Below are 17,748 nucleotides of genomic sequence, written 5' to 3'. Positions count from 1 at the left end.
AGCCTCCAGTTATCGAATGGATAGGTAAACAGTCGAAGTATGTAGTGACACTTTTGAGTAAAGTAACCAATTACGAGCAGGGGCCCGTAAGAGGTCGCCCTGCTGCGAACTGAATTTTGCCGAACCTTAACGGATCGCAATATAGATATCAACCTGTGCATCCTCTGGATTGGTGCAGCGCTCATCATAGCGCTCGAAATCGCCAGTAAAGGTGCGCTCCTCGCCAGAGGTGAGTGACCATTTCCAGATAGACTGCCATGCATGGGCAACAACCTCAGTAACAGGACCGCGTTCTGTCGTGAATACGGCATATTTGGCTGCTGGTATTTCAACAACTTCCAATCCGCCAGGAACCTCTGCATCCCGATCGATTGCAGCACCGATTAGCGTCGTATATTCGCCCATAGCCCCATTCTCATAGTCACTGTAGCAGCCGTATATTGTTCCAGGATCTGTAGAATTCGGAATTCGTGCAGCAATCTGCTCTGACCAGAACTGTCCCCACACGTGGCCCAAGCTTGCCATTGCCGCTCATTTCATTAGCATTCGTCGTGCGCGTTGCAATACCGGCAAGCTTCATCGCATCCAGCTCTACAATTCGGATCGGCTGGTAAGAAGCTGCTTCATCCCCGTTCGCGATGCTCCAGCGCTTCAGGTTTGGCAGGAATTGCTGCATCATATTGCGGGCAGCGGCTTCTTCCATTCCTTCCTGTACCATAAATGGTACGCAGATGTCGATCATCTCTTCGAGGGTGAGATCGGGATTCGTGAACGCCCCGTCCTTATAGCAATGAATACAATATTCCTGTACAAGCTTATTATCCTTATCTGTTCCGAACTGCTTCTCTTGCGCCAGCGGCATCCCGCAGCTTTGGCATATCAATTGACTCATAATCGATCACTCCTGTATCGTTGATAGCCTCATTATAAAGAGGAGAACCTGACAACTCTCTGTCAGGTTCCCAGTTTACTTTTTATATTTTTCAACAATACGAGAAGCAATCTGTTCAATCTGGTTACGAATGTGGAGCGGTTCAAGCACTTCGACATGCTGTCCAAAGCTTAAAATAAAGCCATACAACCAATTATCTACGGGAAATGGAACAGATGCGACAAGCGCCCCTGCTTCATCCTCTTGCAGATCCTCTACGCCGAACCATTCTTCTGCCAAATGCCGCACCTCTGGATCGAAGCGCAGGACGATTCTCTCGGTTCGTTCCGGCGCATGCCATTCCTGCTCCCATGGGAGATCGTGAATCGAGACCTCTTGGCGGACGAAAAACTTGTCTTCAACCAGCAAATCCTTCATTCGGAACAGCTTGAACAAGCGAAATTGGGCACGCAGCGTACAGTACGCATACAGGTACCAACGCTTGTGCTTCAGCACCAGCGTATAGGGCTCTACCGTTCGGCAGGATACCTTCCCGCCTGCATTGCAATACGTGAAGGTAACCGCCTGCTGCTGCTCAATCGCATCCTTCAGCACCATCAGCTTCTGCTCCTGAACACCGTTGCTGCCCCAATTGGAGAAGTCGACGATGAATTGCTGCGTCCTCAATTGGAACTGTGCCGAATCGGCAGGCGGTATGATACTGCTCAGCTTCTCCACCAGCAGCTCATTGTCGCTGCTTGGATGGGTGGAGGAGATGCTCTGGAGCGCAGTAACAATGGCGACCAGCTCATCGTTGGTCAACAGGTTCCGATCTAGGCGGTAGCCTTCTGCTAGGCCGATGCCTCCTCCTGCTCCCTGATAGGTGACGACTGGAATGCCGGCCTGATTGATGGTATCGATGTCTCGATAGATCGTCCTCACCGATACCTCGAAGCGGTCAGCCAAATCCTTGGCCTGTACCATCTTGCGGTTGATGAGGAGAATGACAATAGATAGTAAGCGGTCGATCTTCATGTTGCGCTGCTTGGCTTGAACTGAATGTCGTATTCCATAACTTTTGCAGTTGTTCGGGCGACTTCTACTCCAAGAAGCTGCTGGACAAGGTAGAACGCCATATGGATGCCAGCGGAAATCCCGCCGGATGACACGATGGAGCCATCTGCAACATACTTCACGTCTCGCACGACTTCAACCGCTGGATACTGATCCGCTAACCAATCATAACTGGCCCAGTGCGTCGTAGCTCGCTTGCCATCTAGAAGACCTGCCTCTGCAAGCAGCAGCGCTCCTGTGCATACCGAGGTCATAAAATCGACAGCCTGCATTCGATCCTGAATCCATTTGATCATATGGGGATTATGGAGTTCCCGTTTTCTTGCTCCCAGCCCTCCGGGGACGATGACAATATCAAAATGCGGCGCATTGGAGAAGCTGAAGTCAGGAATGACCTTCAGTCCGTTGCGTGCGGTAATCATAGTGCCATGCTCCGATACCGTGCGTACTTGAAATGGCTTCAACGCAGTCGTATCAGGATTTTGATCAGGATAGGTTGTAACGGACAGCACCTCGAAAGGGCCTGCGAAGTCCAGCACCTCAACATCATCGAATAATACAAGTCCTACATTCCATTGTTGATTCATTCGGGTTCATCTCCTTCCTCTATATAAGAACATGCCCGCACCGGGACAACCCAGTGGGGCATGATTGCGAGTAACGCAGCAAGCGAATCATGAAGCGGTTTATGCCTGAACGAGCTGCAGCTTCCATTCGCGCAAATCCAGCTTGCGTACGCCTTCTTGCACATAGGGATCATTCTCAGCCAATTGCTTAGCTTCTTCCACATTGTCAGCAATATAAATGACCATCCCCCCTGAGCCATCTCCGAACGGTCCCTTGGCGAATACCTTTCCCTCTTTGCCGAGCTGTTCCAAGTACTCCAAGTGATGTGGACGATACGTCAAGTTTTTACTCTCATCCTGCATTTCCAAGATTGCTGCAAAATAAGCCATGTTGGATACTCCTCTCCTATTCCCTTAGTCGTTCTTGAATTCATTATATCAAATGGACGAGCATGCGGAAGGGGTTCTATATTTCGACGAAAAAATCATTCAACTGACGTCAAGGAATACAAATCGACAGCATTAGATGAAAAAGGCGGTTGCAGTGCGGAAAAAGGCGATTACTTTTCTTGTGAGAGCAGTTGAAATCTATGTTCTCTATGATATAAATTATAGTAATAGTACCTGTATTCTAAAAGATCCTAATTTAAATGACAACTCTTCTTAGGGACTGCATCGAGTTCAATGAACGGCAGATGATAGACATCTTGATTTTTATCCATGGGAGGGTTTTCAATGCGAACTGAAATAGCAGAAGAAGTACAAAAGTACAAAGACTTTATAGAAGAAGAGCTGACACAGACTATATCAATGGATAAGTTAGTAGCTCTGTTTAAGGAAATGTCGGGTGCGGCAAGGCGAGAAATGGCGGTAGATTTGCATTTACCCTCGGTTCGCACCTCAAAAAGCATGCCCACTATTTTATTTATTAAAGAGATACGCAAATACGTAAAATCCAGACAAGATCATTTTAATCGTAAATATACATTGATTACCTCGTTGATAAAGCAGCTTATGATCGTTCTAGAAGAGGAAGATGAGAATACTCTTGAATCGTTCCTTGCACGTCGTGAAGCAATTATTGCTGAACATGGATTTTGGCATTATTATTGGTCGCTTTATTTCCATCCAGGCAGAACCGAGCAGGAAGCATTGTGGAAGCAGTCCATAGAGGCACTGGAGAGTGAGGATGGAAGCTCGGAAGGCTCTAGTAATACCGTCCTGCATTTGACAGATGAGTCCTCCTCATTGCCTGCAGAAGTGGAGCCGTCTATGGAATCCACAGAACCATCACTTGAATTGGAGCAGCGAATCATTGAATTGAAGAAGAAATTGAATCATGAGACGCATTTGCGCAAGCAGGCTGAACTGTCGCTGGGGAAGACGGAGAAGCAGATTCATCGGCTGAATCGCCAATTGACTGATATCGATGCTCAGCTTCAGCTTGTTCAGCAGGAGAGCGGACAAGTACAGCAGGATAAGGACTTACATATTCAAGAGCTGGAATCAATTCTTGCGCAGCGCAACGAAGAGCTGCGAGTGATTCGTCAGGAGCGCAGCAAGCTGCAGAAGGAATCCGAGCTGATGCAGCAGGAGCTAGCCGCGAGAGAAGAACAGACGCAGTCCATACGCAGTGAGCTGCTTGGACATGAGGAGAAGCTGAACCAACTGCGCAGACAGGTGAACGCGCTAAGGGCGGACAACGATGAATTGAACAGGCAGATTGTACAAGCCAAGAAATCCGCTGCTGCTGCGAAAGTTGAGGTACTTCGTCCCAAGGCGTTAACTTCCTCTATTCAGGATATCATTCAATTGCTGTATACCGATGTGGAAGACACCGTTCATGCGGCTCGCAATTCGGTCGTCCAATCCGGTAAGGATGGAAGACAGAAGATACGAGAGTCTCTTGCGCTCATTGATGAGCTTGAGCAATTCATCGAGAGACGGAATGAGCATCCTGCTGAACGAAGCGGTTCCATTCTTGAGCATTCGGAATTGGCTCAGCAGGAAGAATGCGAGGAGCGTTCTGCAAGTGTACATGCAGGGCAGCGCCATGATTCAATGCCGTACGCAGAATCGGCTTGCGCATTAGAAAGCAGCGGCACTGCGGTTCTGGAGCGAAGTGAAGGCAGCGAGTATGCAGAACCCTTTGCGGCATTGGAAGGAGGCTCCTACCCTGATGGCTTGTCTGTAACTGACGAGGGCGGGCTGAATGGGACGTTCTTCCGCCGTGATCATGGCGGGTATATTGTATTGGAGACGGGACAGACGTTTAATATTACCGAAAGTCTTGTCCTGCAGCATCAATTGCAGCACGAAGCAGGAGTACTGTGCCGTCCGAAGCAGCATGATCCAACGCAATACGAGATTGAACTGCTGCTTCAAGGGGATGACAGTAACAGCTCCATTGTTCAATATGATGGCTATGTGCACCTTGGAGAGCATTTTACCTGGTATTGCGTCGATCTGAATGATCCGCAGCACCGCTTCCCGCTGCATGAACGGGACGTGGCCATTCGTACGCCGAAGGATGGGGATCCTTGCTCATTTAACGTAGAGATTGGGAAGCAAGTAGCGCGCCTGTCCCGCTTATATCGGGCGCAGCCTATCTCCGAACTGGAAGCGAAGCGTACAGCGATCAGCGGCGCAGCAGTTCAGAGTGCCGCACGTGCTGCGAAGGCACAAGCGAAGAAGGAATATGAGAAGCCAGAGCCATTCCTAGAAGGCCACCAAATTACGATTGTCGGTGGATTGAAGAAATGGTTCGAAGAGGTAGTGGAGGAGACAGGGGCTACTCTAGTACATGAGAATGGGAAAAATCCGAAGCGGATATTCCATGATCTGAAGCGTTCGTCCGCACTGTTCTTATTGCTTACGGCAACTTCGCATCAAGCTTATTGGGACTGTGTGGAGATCGCGAAGCAGAATCAGATTCCGTTCTATTTCATCGAGGGATCCAAATCCAATTTGCGTCACCTCTTGTGGAATAATCAAGATCAAATCATTGCACATGCCAAGGCGAATTGATTTATGTAGCTTATTATAAGGTCAGCCAGATATTTCTGGTTGACCTTTTTTTATCTGTTTTTTATATCTAGCATCCAGGGTAGAACGTATCTGGTCGTACTATATTTTATTGCTGAGGTAAGTAAATATTGAAAGAAAATGCAGCAAGATGAAGATAGAAAAAAAGAAGGGTACACTGTAACTTTTAAATGAGGTGATGACAGTGTATAGCAGTGTACTAAAGAATCGAATGATATTGTATTATTTGGCGGGAGCAGGGATTTCCCAATTAGGAAATGTGATTACAGGACTTGCTTTCCTTTTTCTATCTTATGAACGAACACAATCCAGCATTCTGACCACAGTTATGGCTATTACACAAGCGGCTCCATACCTTTTATTCGGACTAGCTGGCGGAGTAATTGCTGACTCTGTAAACAAAAAACGTTTATTACTGTGGATAGACATTATACGAGTACCTATTATTCTTTCATTGGTCTTTATTTATCAAATGAATCTTTTAGGTTTTTGGCATTTAATCGTTGTGAGTTTCCTAATTCAAAGTCTAGGATGCTTTTATAATCCAGCTTACAGAGCTGTATTGCCTCTCATTACTTCTGTAGAAGATCGAACAGTTGCAAATAGCTTATTTGATATTGTGACAAGAGGTGTACAAATGCTTGGACCAATATTTAGTATTGGTCTGATAAATTCAAAACAAATCATTCATTTCTTCACAATAGATGCTTTAACGTATGTAGTCAGTATATTTTTCATCTTAAAACTTCATTGGAAAGAAAATAACGATGCTGCAGATAAACTGTTGAATACAACTGACAGTATTTTTAGTTCTATAATAGGTTTTTTTATATGGGTGAAGGGTGAAAATGTTGTCAAAACACTATTGTTTGTAACTTTTTGGATTGTGTTCTTTCATACTTGGGTATGGCAGGTCGGATTATTGTTACAACTAATAGAAACCCAAAATAATGGTGAGCAGCTTTACAGTATTCTAATGGGGTGTTACGGTGCTGGTGTGATTACAGTTAATATCCTCATCCCTTTTCTTTGGAAAAAGCTGACCCTCTCGACTTATCTAATCGGTTCTATTGTATGGGGTGTTGGTATACTTGTATTCGGATTTGCAACTCATCTGTCAACTTATTTTATTGGTATACTAATCGCAGCTGTGGGACTTCCTATTTCTGGTTTAGCACGGGTTTATCTTATTCAAACATGGACACCAATCAATAGATTAGGCAGAGCGTTTAGTTTAAATGCAGTTCTCTTATATGGTTCTAATGTGCTTTCGTTGAGCTTGTTTGGCGCACTATCTTCTCTTGTAGGAATTCGGTATATTTTTGTTTTTTGCGGAAGTATGATGGTTATCGGCTCACTTGTCTATTTATTTCGAGTATTTCCTTCGGAAAAAACCGGGCGTAATTCCGTAGAGACGTTTAAATAATTGATTATAAACAGAGATAGTAGAAAACCCACAACTATACGAAATATCTGCAATACTTTTATGGGTATGGATAAGCATGTCTTGACTTCTGATAATGCGATATAATTGAAGCCACGAAAAGGGGGAAATTCCAATGTACTCCTTAAAAAGATGGGCAAATTGAAATTTGCTTATATCTAAAATTCCTGCCATTTCATCTAGGCTCCAAGCATGTTGGAAGTCTTCTTTTATGACGTTCATTGTTTTGTATAGTGCAGGGTGAATTTCTTTAAATGGTTGTATGTTAATGTCAGACGAATGTGTACCAACCATAACTTTACATATAATTAATGCTAACTGAGTGAAGCTATGGTCTAAAAATAACTCTAATGAATGACTTTCGTTACCTTCTTCTATTTGTACATAATCATTTATAAAATGGATCCATTGCTGGATTAATGGATGTTTTTGAGCAGTAAGAGCGAAAGAAATATCATCTTTAATACAAGAAATATCAGCCGTCAGTTGATTAAAAAATCGTGGATCAAGCTCTATTAAAAATTTATGATCATCTACTGAAATTTGTTTATGCAACTCATTCGGGTTAAAAAGAATAAATTCATTGTTAGATAAGAAAATGTCGCTTCTCTTAGTCTGGTAATACATAGATCCTTTTATAGAATAGATAAGCTTATAAGAACAGTCGTCTCGCCATTTGCTTTCGCACTTTTTTTGATCTGTTGACAATAACAAACCCTGTGTAGCTTGTAAAACAATAGACAATGAAATCACCATCACTATACTGAAGTTTACATTATAGTTTACCATGTCGAATCCGATTATTGTTTCAAATGGCGAACCCTCTACGATTATTATTCGTAGAGGGTCTTGTTCTTTCTTGGGTAAGATATGCTGACTTTAGTCTTAGATTCATTTATCAAATAAGTAAGCATTTCCTATTCCCTTCTTCCTTATAGGCCAAAAGCATCCAATATTTGCATTGTCACGACCTCGTGACGATGGTATTATTTTCTTAATATTGAACCATAACTTGGAACATTCGTGGAGGAATGTATGGGGCAACTAAATTGTTTTCAGGTCATTTTGCCGAATGGAGAAAGACTGTGGCCTGCATCCATATTTCCTGCTGGAGATCAGCACACAGCATTAACGGAATTGCACATGGTTCGCAGATTCTTAGAACATGATGGGGAAGTAGTCATTTCCGTAACGGCATATGATGATCATGGGGAATGCCTGCATAGGCATAAGCAGCGTTTTGATGCAGCCGAACTTACGATGATTCAAGGCCCTCTATCTTCCTACTCGCCGAATGGGATCAGTGTCAATGAAGTATTCGGATTATCGGAAGCAGCTCGGCTGTGGGGCATTGATGGCGGGGGAGCGACCATTCGTAAAGCCTTGGAACGCGGCGAGTTCTATCCACACGAGATTCGCAAATCGGATGGCATTTTGCTTGTTACTTTTTCTGGAATGCAACGTAGATACAATGCAGTGATGAAAAACCAGTGGATGGAGATCCTTACGTATTTCGTTCAAGAAGGATTAATTTTAGAACAATCTGATGACATTCATGACACACATCTCAACTCCTTATCGACCTTTGCACGGCGCCATCGTAAGGCATATGAAATCTAATACACCAGCGTACACGTAACTTGTTCCTATACGATTTGCAGAGGAGGATGGAATGTTGTCCAACACAAATGTGATCAAGCTATTAGGTCTAATGCTAGTGGTAGCTGCTGTAAATATCCTCGTACTCTCACCAGGCTTCTTAGGTGTGCAGATCGGAGCGAGCGCTCTCTCCACAGCAACGGGGATTACCTTGCTTGTAGCCAGTGCATGGATTCTCATTAATGGAATCTACCAGTTCTTGTTCAAGAAGCCTGTTGTCATACCTGTGAAAGAAATTAGAACGCATGAAGAGTATGTGGAACGGCTGTCCCAATATCGAGAAACCAAGGGTATTGAAGAAGAGATTAACATTGGGCTGGAACAGATGGAACGGATGCAGAAGCGGAAGAGTACGTTTTTCCAAGTGCTGAAGCAGAGATTTAACGAGTCAGAAATAAGCTTCTCTAAGTTCGCGTCCGTTGCACTTGATGTGGAGAACTTATTCTACCAAAATATTCGAAATATCCTGAACATACTTAGTGTATTTGACGAGACTGAATTCGACCGGGTTGTCAATCGCAAGATGTCAGGCCTATCTATTGAACTATCCCAGAAGAAAGCAAAAGTATACAACGATTACCTCACATCTATGAAAAACTCACTTACGAATAATGAAGAAATCTTAGTCAAGTTGGATCGCCTTCTGCTTGAAATATCCAGCTTGGACAATGTGGAGCCTGAGGATATTGAACAATTAGCATGCATGCAGGAATTGGACGCATTAATCAAGCAAACCAAATACTATAAAGCGTGAGAGGTGCAGCGAATGGCGGGAAAGAAGAAGTTAGTGATGTCTGTCTTTGCATTAATTTTTGTATTTATTCTCATCTATGTAGGGGTGACGTTAACCTCCAACCTAGGAAAAAGCAAATCACAGGTTACGACAGAAGATGCAGCCAAACAATTGAATAAACTCTATGCGAACGTATCTGTGTCGACCGAAGCTCCAGTAAAGGGACAGATCGATATTAGTCCAGCCGATGTGGGCGATACGTTGCCAGATATATCGAAGTTCCCGATTACGGTTAAGAATACGACGAATCAATTTGTTGAGATCTTCACGTCAACGGAAAAAGGCGGCACAGGCATGGACAGCTGGCTGGCGGATGTGGCAACCGAGTTCAATAATGCGAAGATCCAAGTGAACGGGAAGCCTGTCTCTGTGAAGATTCGCAATATTGCTTCCGGTACAGCTGCGGATTATATCCGATCCGGCAAATATGTGCCTGATGCCTATACACCTTCGAATGAGCTGCTTGGCGAGATGGTCAAAGCTAGCGGGGTAAAGACGGAGCTTGTGAGCAAGCGACTCGTGGGCAATGTTCCTGGCATTGTCATTTCCAAATCCAAACATGATGCGATTATCTCCTCATACGGGGCGGTAAATGTTAAAACCGTGACGGAAGCCATCTCGAACAATGAGTTCAGTATGGGGTATACGGATCCATTCTCCAGTTCTACAGGAATTAATTTTCTAGTTACGGCACTCAGTACATTCGACAAGTCGAATTTGTTGAGTAATAAAGCAGTTCAAGGATTTGAGAAATTCCAAGAAAATATCCCGTTTCTCGCCTCGACAACGACGCAAATGCGTGATGCAGCGAAGTCGGGTGTGTTGGATGGGTTTGTACTGGAATATCAAACATACATCAATACGGATGAACTGAAAAATGAGTACGTCTTCACACCATTCGGAATTAGACATGACAATCCGTTGTATGCGATTGGGAATCTGCCGAAAGGGAAAATGGACATCATCAAAAAGTTCGCAGAATTCGCGTTGCAGGAGAAATATCAGAAGAAGGCTCAAGCAAAAGGTTTCAATGAGCTCGACAATTATAAATCGGAAATGCCCGTTGTGAAAGGCAGCTTATTGGCCTCCGCACAGAAATTGTGGAAAGACAAGAAAAATGGCGGGAAGCCAATCGCGGCTGTCTTTGTTACCGACGTATCCGGAAGCATGGCGGGAGAACCGCTGAATCGACTGAAGGAATCACTGCTTAAAGGACAAAAGAATCTAGGGAAAGACAACAGTATCGGTCTCGTATCCTATTCGAATGATGTCACGATTAATTTGCCAATCAAGAAGTATGACACCACACAGCGCTCCTTATTCGTCGGTGCGGTCAACAGCCTTCAAGCAGATGGCGGTACGGCTACCTTCGACGGAATTATTGTTGCCTTGAAAATGCTGCAAGAAGAGAAGGCCGTCAATCCGAACATCAAGCCGATGATCTTCGTGCTGAGTGATGGCGAGACGAATCGCGGCCACTCACTTAAGGACATTAAGGAGCTTATCGAAACGTTTAAAGTTCCGATTTACACCATCGGCTATAATGCGGATATTCAAGCACTGCAGAGCATCTCCAGCATTAACGAGGCAGCGAGCATTAATGCAGATACCGATGATGTTGTCTATAAAATCGCAAACCTGTTCAATGTGCAAATGTAGCATGAGTCTAAAGGGGGATTCCAATGTCATTTACGATGGAAGTTGCAAGTCCGGAAGAAATTCAAAAGGAAATTGAGCAAGAGGTAAAACCGGTTCCTGAGGAAGTTGCGAAGCTTCAAGCGCAAGCGGATTCGAATGTGGCAGCAATTATGAATTTAGATCTGGATTCCTTAGAGAATCGAAAGGATATTCTACAATCGATAGACAGCTTCGGCATGAACACCATGCGCTCCTCTTCATCAAAGAACAATGCTCTGCAGGTTTCCGTAGGCGATTTATCGAAAAAAGGGGACGAAGGGGGCCCGGTTGCGAAGGGATTGGTCGAGCTGCATCAGCAGCTGAAGGATCTCGATCCGAGCGTCATTGACTTTACGAAAACGGGGTTTCTAGGGAAGCTGTTCAATCCGCTGCGTACGTATTTCTTGAAGTATCAGAAGGCAGATACCATGATTGCGGAAATCGTGACTTCCTTGGATAAAGGGAAAGTTACCTTGAAAAATGACAATACGACCCTCGAAATTGAACAGCTTGCCTTGCGTGACTTGACTAAGAAGCTGAAGAAAGAAATTGAGCTGGGCTCCTTGATGGATGACTCGATTCAATCACAGATTGAAGCAGCGCAATCCCGCAATGAAGATCCGGAGAAAATTCGCTTCATTACGGAAGAAGTGCTGTTCCCGCTTCGTCAGCGTGTAATGGATATGCAGCAGATGATGGTCGTCAATCAACAGGGAATTATGGCGATGGAGGTTGTTATCCGCAACAATAAAGAGCTGATTCGCGGTGTCGACCGTGCGAAGAACGTTACCATCTCTGCCCTGAAGATTGCGGTAACCGTAGCCAGTGCCTTGTATAATCAGAAGATCGTGCTACAGAAAATTGAATTGCTAAATCAAACGACGAATGAGCTGATTGCGGGTACTTCGCGGATGCTTAAAGACCAAGGCGTTCAAATTCATAAGCAGTCCCTGCAAACGAACATTTCTGCGGAAACCCTGAAGCAGGCGTTTACGGATGTCCTGTCTGCTTTGGATTCGATTAGCTCCTACAAGCAGGAAGCCCTGCCTAAGATGCGCGATACAATCGACCAGTTCCGGGAGCTTGCTGACAACGGCGAGAAGCAGATTCAGCGCTGGGAACGCGGACAGAAGCTCGGCTTGTAATTATGTATATATAATTGATGATGCAAATGCGAAAGACTGCCGGTAGGCAGTCTTTTCTTTGTGTTGCCTTGTTGAATCCCTTGTTCTACAGCAAGTACTTAATCTGGTGGAGCACGAGTGGCATTTGAAAAAGCTGAAAAGGAAGATAAATTGGGAGACAGATCGCAGAAAGACGCAGATAAATAGGCGGACAAATTGCGGGTTTTTTCCTAAACAGTATCATGTTAGGAGTTGCCAAAGGAAAAGAAATGAGTTATATTCGATGTAATTAGATAATCTAACTATAGGAACGAGGAGGTATAACCAATTGAACAGAAAGCCCGCCAAGGAGTATCCGACAGAACAACAGTTGCCCAGGCTTGGAACTTCGCCTTATTTAGAATTAATGGATCGTACAGCTTCTCCCGATACGGATCGGGAATCAGCGTCTTTAGGACTTATTATGCTTTGGCTCGGAGATAACACCTTGGATTTGATGGATATTCAATTATCTGCTTTCGACATTACCGAAAGCAAGCTGGATCTGTTATTGCTATTATCACTGCATGAAGGGCGGGAGCTCGTTACGCCTTCATCCCTTGCCGATCGATTAGGGATTCGCCGATCCTCCGTTACGGCATTATTGAACTGGTTGGAAAAAAGAAATTGGATCATTCGAGAACCCTATGCCAAGGACGGGCGCATGACCCACGTTCGTATCAGTTCCGAAGGAAGTAGGTTTGTGAAGGAAGTGCTGCCTACATTCTGGTCTACTTGTGCATCTCTTGTTGAAGAACTGGATAAAGAGGAGCAGGCGTTGTTAAAAAAAATGCTCGTTAAGCTTAATACAAACATGGAAAAGCGACTGGGAGCAGGAAGATAATTTTTTTATTCATATAGTTAGATAATCTAATTACAATTCATTCCGTTAATATCTTATCGTATCCTCTCTTACCAACATTCATTTTTACTTTGATATGAAAGTGCGTGATCCATATGATACGGACTCAACGTTCCATGAACCAACAACAGAATCAGGCGCACCATTTAACGACACTGCGTGTGATGGTGAAGGAGATGTTCCTGCATACGAGGACACAATGGGGCTTGATTGTGCTCGGCGTAGTCTTTGTGATTTGCATTTCCCTTTTAGAATTTATCATTCCTCAGTTGACCAAGAACATAATCGATCAGATCATCCCTGATAAAAGGGTTTACGCTCTGCTTGAATCGGGCGCACTTATTTTACTCGCCGCTTTGTTGCTGGGTGCCCTCAACTTTGGGAGTAGTTTTGTGATGACTCTTGTCAGTCAGAAGGCCATTTTGCAATTGCGGAACAAGCTGTACCAACATACGTTACGCTTGGATTTGAAGTTTTTTGATCACAATCGAACAGGGGATCTGATGGCAAGGCTGACGGGTGACGTGAATCAACTTCAAGAGCTGGTTTCAGCCAATAGCCTTTCTATTTTAGCGGATGTCATTACCTTTGTGGCGATCGTCGGATTCTTATTTTATACGGACTGGAAATTCGCATTGTTAACGTTGATTACGTTGCCCTTCCTATTTGCCACATCACGATATTTCAGTCTGCGCATCAAAAATGCCTATCGATCGGTTCGTCGCATCTCGGCTGATGTAAACAACTCCCTTCAAGATACGTTGTCAGGAATTCGTATGATCAAGTCTTTTGCAAGTGAAGATGCTGAAGCCGAACATTTCTCTGCATTGAGCGAACAGCATCGGAACGCGACCGTATCAGCCTCTAAGTTGTCAGCGATATTCTCGCCAATAATCGATTGGCTGAACTATGTAGGAATGACATTGGTGCTCATGTTCGGTGCGTGGCAGGTCATGGACGGACACATGACGGTAGGTGATATCGTAGCTTACTTAGCCTATCTGCGCCTGCTGCAAGCGCCCATCCGCTCTTTCAGTAGATTGATTACCAAATTGCAGCAATCGGTGGCAGCCTTCGAACGCATTCAGGAAGTGTTAGCAACCGTTCCGGAGGTCCGCGATAAAGAAGGAGCAATGATTCTACCTCCTGCTAAGGGAGAAATTATATTTGATGATGTCGAGTTTGCTTATGAAGAAGGGCAGCCCATTCTGCAAAACTTCAATTTGCGAATTCGGCGCAACAAAATTACGGCTTTGGTCGGTTCGTCAGGATCAGGAAAATCTACGATCGCTCATCTGATCGCCCGTTTATACGATGTTCAGCGAGGCGAGATCTATATCGACGGTCATCCGATATCGCAAGTGACGGTGAAGTCACTTCGGCAGCAAATGGGGATTGTGTCTCAGGAAGTGATCCTATTGAATGGCACGATTCACGACAATATATCGTACGGTAAACCTCAAGCAACGGCGGAAGAGATTAAAGCAGCAGCAATGGCTGCAAATGCACATGAATTTATTACAGCTTTGCCGCAGGGATATGAGACAGCCATTGGTGAAAGAGGGGTTAAGCTTTCTGGTGGACAAAAGCAAAGACTGTCCATCGCTAGAGCCTTTTTGACAAATCCCCGCATCCTCATATTGGACGAAGCTACGGCTGCTCTGGATACAGAATCCGAACATCATATTCAACACGCACTGTCTTTGCTTCTTCCAGGGCGTACCTGTCTGGTCATTGCCCATCGCCTCTCCACAATTCAGAATGCGGATCAAATTGTCGTACTGGAACAAGGAGAAATTGTAGAGCTTGGAAAGCATGAAACGTTGCTCCGTCAAAAGGGAAGATACAAGGCATTATACGATATGCAATTTCCGAGGATACCCGCTTCGGAACAATATGTAAAGTAGAGGTGTCACATGAGCAAACCCAATACCGCATCTGTTGCGGACAGAAATTATTCTCTAATGACCATTATTCTTTGCTGGACCGGCCTTGTCGTCATGTCAAGTTTATACGTAACGATTCCGCTCATTTCTGTTTTTGCTCAGCTTTATGAAATTTCCGCTGCAGAGGCCGCAGCTGCCGGGAGTACCTTTTCGATTGGATTTGCCATTGGCTGCTTGGTCTATGGCGCATTGTCCGATAAATATGGACGGAAGACCGTTATATTTGTTGGTCTTCTTTGTCTAACATTAATCTCGGTATTAATCGGATCTGTTCACTCGTTTGGGTGGGTAGTCCTGCTTAGAGGATTACAGGGAGCAGCAGCTGCAACCTTCTCTCCGGTAGCTCTCGCCTACGCGGTCGAAATGTATCCGGTAGAAAAACGGGTAACAACCATCGGGTTTATTAGTACGGGATTTTTAATTGCAGGAATTGTTGGTCAAGTAATCAGCAGTTCGATTAGTGAGCAGTATGGTTGGAGTGCCGTCTTTTATTTACTAGCCGTTGTATACGCTGTGACCGCAGCCTTCGTGTTCTTCTTCCTACCAAAAGGAATTCGTCACTCTGCTAGTGCAAGTATATGGGAGCCTATCAAGCAAATCGGACACGTATTTGTGCAAAAGCAACTGGTGTACTGTTATGTAGTGGCATTCGTTCTGTTGATGTCTTTTGTTAGTATGTATACCGTGCTGGGCAGCTATTTGAGCCAATCTCCTTTTGAATTGAGCAAACAAGATATCCTTTATGTTCGTTCCTTCGGGATAATAGGCATGCTCATTTCTCCATTCGCGGGGAGAATTTCCAAGCGTATCGGCATACGTGCTACACTGCGCGGAGGATTGTTGATAGCGATAATTGGATTAGCCTTCATGGGGATGATCTCGAATCTGCCATTGCTCATTATAATGAGCATTCTGTTTGTAGGGGGGATAGCGCTAGCCGTTCCCTCACTTGTATCTCTTGTTGGTCAGTTGGGTGGGAAAATGCGTGGGATAGCTGTATCTGTTTATACGTTTATATTGTTTGCGGGCACAAGCTTTGGTCCGATTATCTCACTCTATTTTATGAAGAGTGGCAGTTATGTGATTACGTTTATCCTGCTGGCAATGATACTGTGCGTTGGTTTACTGGCTGCCTGTCTCATTAATCGCGAGGAGGCAGTGGAAGGGTAATTAATGATAAGGTTGAGGTAACATTCACGTCAAATTTGAAGAGGAAGAACGGAAATAGACTGGAGCTGCTTGGAGCTGCCCCTCTATTTCCGTTTTTTATTTATATAGTGATGGAAAATAGTATTTATCAATGATGCCAAGCTTCTTCATTTTCCTTCCGCTTAAGCAGACAGCTGTTGCTGCCTGCCCGTGTATAGCGCTCTTGTCATCAACCCCATGGAAGCAACGATAAGCGCAGCTGGAATCCAGAAGATTTGCGGCGTGACACCATCAATGAAGAGCGGCAGGAAGTAGCCGATTAAGGATGCTGTTTGCGAAATGAACACGTACAAACTTGCGCCAAACCCTGCCTTATGTATGAACATGCGCTGTACGTAGCCCATTGCTACACCGTATAGAACCGAAACGAAGAAAGAGTATAACGGCTGCATAAGGAAAAACACCGTCAAGGAATCGCTCGTGCTGTAAGCAATATAGGTGATGAGAGCGAATAAGCCCCCGAGCATGATAATGGGTTTGCTGCCATACTTGGCTGCCCAATAGCCTGCCATGGTCATGAACAGGAGCTCGAATACGGCTTGTATGCTCCATATGAAGGACATCAATCGCGGATCGCCGAATTGTTCGTTCACCACAAGCGGCAAGTACAAGCCGCGTATCGCATCCGCACAGGATAAGAGCAGAATGGCAAAGAGCATGATGAGGGAGAATGGCTCGCCTGCTTTGGCGGATGCGGTTGACGAATCGAGCGTAATCTCCTTATAGAACAAGAGCAGCAGGAACAAGGAAGCGTATCCTGCAAGATTTCCCCACAGTACGCCGTGGAAGGTCGCCAGCAAGTACAGGTTGGCTCCGACAAGCAGCCCAGTAAAGAATCCGACGCTGTATGTGGCGCGCATCCAGATTTGCGCCATCTCTACAATATCAGGAGCAAGCCGCGTGACATGATTCCGAGCCATCGCGAACAGCTGTCCCATAATCATGCCGGAAGGAGCAGTGGCGAGTGCCATCCCGATCAGCGCCTGCGCATAGCTGTCTGCATTCATATAGATGACGAGGCCGATCATACAGACGACAGACGCGAGCAGAGGAATCGTCTTCTTGCGTTTCATGGAATCGCTAACGATACCAACACCAATCGTAAGTACCATGTTCAGAAATAGGGAAATTGCAAAAATAGACGCAATCTCTACCTTGCCAAGCCCTAATGATTCCCGCAAATAAATCGCGTTCATGGGGGCTAGAATACCCATGCCGATGCCGTACAAGAACAAGGTAAGGACGAGATGCAGAGCGCCATTTATTCGCAAAAATAGCTTGAAATCGTGCCATATGCGCATGGAGGAGAACACCTCGGATTCTGAAATAGATTCAGAGCGAGAGAGGAGGAGTCTTGCGAGATTCCACTCTTGCTTCTGTCTTATTCTCCCATTATGCGGCAGTAGAACGGGGAGAGCAATACATTATTGCGATAAAAA

Annotated in this window: 16 protein-coding genes; 9 read left to right on the top strand and 7 right to left on the bottom strand. The window is 45.0% G+C overall.

From position 1 onward, the window contains the following. Window positions 1–126: 126 nt before the first annotated feature. From AZ66_RS32540 to AZ66_RS10415, 5 genes are all read right to left on the bottom strand, one after another. Window positions 127–525 (bottom strand): GyrI-like domain-containing protein, encoded by a 399-nt coding sequence (locus AZ66_RS32540; RefSeq protein WP_231586817.1) that lies wholly within the window; start codon window positions 523–525, stop codon window positions 127–129. Then, window positions 422–892 (bottom strand): zinc ribbon domain-containing protein, encoded by a 471-nt coding sequence (locus AZ66_RS32535; RefSeq protein ID WP_231586816.1) that lies wholly within the window; start codon window positions 890–892, stop codon window positions 422–424. The genes AZ66_RS32540 and AZ66_RS32535 overlap by 104 nt, the downstream gene beginning before the upstream one ends. 75 nt (window positions 893–967) lie before the next feature. Then, entirely contained in the window at window positions 968–1,906 is a 939-nt protein-coding gene (locus tag AZ66_RS10425; protein ID WP_021257570.1) for a helix-turn-helix transcriptional regulator, read from the bottom strand. After that, the gene (locus AZ66_RS10420) at window positions 1,903–2,532 is read right to left on the bottom strand and encodes a DJ-1/PfpI family protein (RefSeq protein ID WP_044354790.1); all 630 of its coding nucleotides are present in this window, start codon (window positions 2,530–2,532) and stop codon (window positions 1,903–1,905) included. The genes AZ66_RS10425 and AZ66_RS10420 overlap by 4 nt, the downstream gene beginning before the upstream one ends. Before the next feature lie 99 nt (window positions 2,533–2,631). Continuing rightward, complete coding sequence (locus AZ66_RS10415; RefSeq protein ID WP_021257568.1) at window positions 2,632–2,901, bottom strand: YciI family protein; 270 nt, start codon at window positions 2,899–2,901, stop codon at window positions 2,632–2,634. A 345-nt stretch (window positions 2,902–3,246) separates the two neighbouring features. On the opposite strand from AZ66_RS10415, the gene AZ66_RS10410 reads away from it, so the two are divergent. Together AZ66_RS10410 and AZ66_RS10405 are read left to right on the top strand one after the other, a co-directional pair. Beyond that, on the top strand, window positions 3,247–5,538 hold the full coding sequence (locus AZ66_RS10410) for a DUF2325 domain-containing protein (protein ID WP_044354789.1): 2,292 nt from the start codon (window positions 3,247–3,249) through the stop codon (window positions 5,536–5,538). A gap of 202 nt (window positions 5,539–5,740) precedes the next feature. Continuing rightward, complete coding sequence (locus AZ66_RS10405) at window positions 5,741–6,982, top strand: MFS transporter (RefSeq protein WP_044354788.1); 1,242 nt, start codon at window positions 5,741–5,743, stop codon at window positions 6,980–6,982. On the opposite strand, the gene AZ66_RS31330 is transcribed toward AZ66_RS10405, so the two are convergent. After that, a complete protein-coding gene (locus tag AZ66_RS31330) occupies window positions 6,923–7,744 on the bottom strand; it encodes a helix-turn-helix transcriptional regulator (protein ID WP_197081691.1) in 822 nt (273 codons plus the stop codon). The genes AZ66_RS10405 and AZ66_RS31330 overlap by 60 nt on opposite strands. Before the next feature lie 291 nt (window positions 7,745–8,035). Between AZ66_RS31330 and AZ66_RS29715 the strand changes: the two genes are divergently transcribed. The 7 genes from AZ66_RS29715 (at window position 8,036) to AZ66_RS10365 (ending at window position 16,270) form a co-directional block, all read left to right on the top strand. Continuing rightward, complete coding sequence (locus tag AZ66_RS29715) at window positions 8,036–8,620, top strand: helix-turn-helix domain-containing protein (protein WP_052648462.1); 585 nt, start codon at window positions 8,036–8,038, stop codon at window positions 8,618–8,620. Window positions 8,621–8,672: 52 nt separating this feature from the next. Further along, window positions 8,673–9,413 (top strand): hypothetical protein, encoded by a 741-nt coding sequence (locus tag AZ66_RS10390; protein ID WP_052648461.1) that lies wholly within the window; start codon window positions 8,673–8,675, stop codon window positions 9,411–9,413. 12 nt (window positions 9,414–9,425) lie between these two features. Continuing rightward, entirely contained in the window at window positions 9,426–11,111 is a 1,686-nt protein-coding gene (locus AZ66_RS10385; RefSeq protein WP_044354786.1) for a vWA domain-containing protein, read from the top strand. 23 nt (window positions 11,112–11,134) lie between these two features. Next, window positions 11,135–12,274 carry a toxic anion resistance protein gene (locus AZ66_RS10380; RefSeq protein ID WP_044354785.1) on the top strand — a complete coding sequence of 380 codons (1,140 nt, stop codon included), beginning with the start codon at window positions 11,135–11,137 and terminating at the stop codon, window positions 12,272–12,274. Window positions 12,275–12,581: 307 nt separating this feature from the next. Continuing rightward, the gene (locus tag AZ66_RS10375; protein ID WP_044354783.1) at window positions 12,582–13,136 is read left to right on the top strand and encodes a MarR family winged helix-turn-helix transcriptional regulator; all 555 of its coding nucleotides are present in this window, start codon (window positions 12,582–12,584) and stop codon (window positions 13,134–13,136) included. A gap of 134 nt (window positions 13,137–13,270) precedes the next feature. Next, complete coding sequence (locus tag AZ66_RS10370) at window positions 13,271–15,061, top strand: ABC transporter ATP-binding protein (RefSeq protein WP_156159943.1); 1,791 nt, start codon at window positions 13,271–13,273, stop codon at window positions 15,059–15,061. A gap of 9 nt (window positions 15,062–15,070) precedes the next feature. Next, a complete protein-coding gene (locus tag AZ66_RS10365; RefSeq protein WP_044354781.1) occupies window positions 15,071–16,270 on the top strand; it encodes an MFS transporter in 1,200 nt (399 codons plus the stop codon). Window positions 16,271–16,431: 161 nt separating this feature from the next. Here the strand turns inward: AZ66_RS10365 and AZ66_RS10360 are convergent, their stop codons facing one another. Next, window positions 16,432–17,610: an MFS transporter gene (locus AZ66_RS10360; protein ID WP_044354780.1), complete on the bottom strand. Its 1,179-nt coding sequence runs from the start codon at window positions 17,608–17,610 to the stop codon at window positions 16,432–16,434. Window positions 17,611–17,748: the final 138 nt, after the last annotated feature.

The organism is Paenibacillus sp. E194, assembly GCF_000935845.1.
Lineage (GTDB): Bacteria > Bacillota > Bacilli > Paenibacillales > Paenibacillaceae > Paenibacillus_B > Paenibacillus_B alvei_B.
This window is presented reverse-complemented; position numbering and strand designations above follow the sequence as displayed.

Excerpts from the sequence above, each read along its gene's own strand:
- AZ66_RS29715 (WP_052648462.1), top strand. The coding sequence starts at position 8,036 with ATGGGGCAACTAAATTGTTTTCAGGTCATTTTGCCGAATGGAGAAAGA.
- AZ66_RS10360 (WP_044354780.1), bottom strand. The coding sequence starts at position 17,610 with ATGCGCATATGGCACGATTTCAAGCTATTTTTGCGAATAAATGGCGCT.
- AZ66_RS10420 (WP_044354790.1), bottom strand. The coding sequence starts at position 2,532 with ATGAATCAACAATGGAATGTAGGACTTGTATTATTCGATGATGTTGAG.
- AZ66_RS10370 (WP_156159943.1), top strand. The coding sequence starts at position 13,271 with ATGAACCAACAACAGAATCAGGCGCACCATTTAACGACACTGCGTGTG.
- AZ66_RS10415 (WP_021257568.1), bottom strand. The coding sequence starts at position 2,901 with ATGGCTTATTTTGCAGCAATCTTGGAAATGCAGGATGAGAGTAAAAAC.
- AZ66_RS10425 (WP_021257570.1), bottom strand. The coding sequence starts at position 1,906 with ATGAAGATCGACCGCTTACTATCTATTGTCATTCTCCTCATCAACCGC.
- AZ66_RS10390 (WP_052648461.1), top strand. The coding sequence starts at position 8,673 with ATGTTGTCCAACACAAATGTGATCAAGCTATTAGGTCTAATGCTAGTG.
- AZ66_RS10380 (WP_044354785.1), top strand. The coding sequence starts at position 11,135 with ATGTCATTTACGATGGAAGTTGCAAGTCCGGAAGAAATTCAAAAGGAA.
- AZ66_RS10410 (WP_044354789.1), top strand. The coding sequence starts at position 3,247 with ATGCGAACTGAAATAGCAGAAGAAGTACAAAAGTACAAAGACTTTATA.
- AZ66_RS32540 (WP_231586817.1), bottom strand. The coding sequence starts at position 525 with ATGGCAAGCTTGGGCCACGTGTGGGGACAGTTCTGGTCAGAGCAGATT.
- AZ66_RS32535 (WP_231586816.1), bottom strand. The coding sequence starts at position 892 with ATGAGTCAATTGATATGCCAAAGCTGCGGGATGCCGCTGGCGCAAGAG.
- AZ66_RS10365 (WP_044354781.1), top strand. The coding sequence starts at position 15,071 with ATGAGCAAACCCAATACCGCATCTGTTGCGGACAGAAATTATTCTCTA.
- AZ66_RS10385 (WP_044354786.1), top strand. The coding sequence starts at position 9,426 with ATGGCGGGAAAGAAGAAGTTAGTGATGTCTGTCTTTGCATTAATTTTT.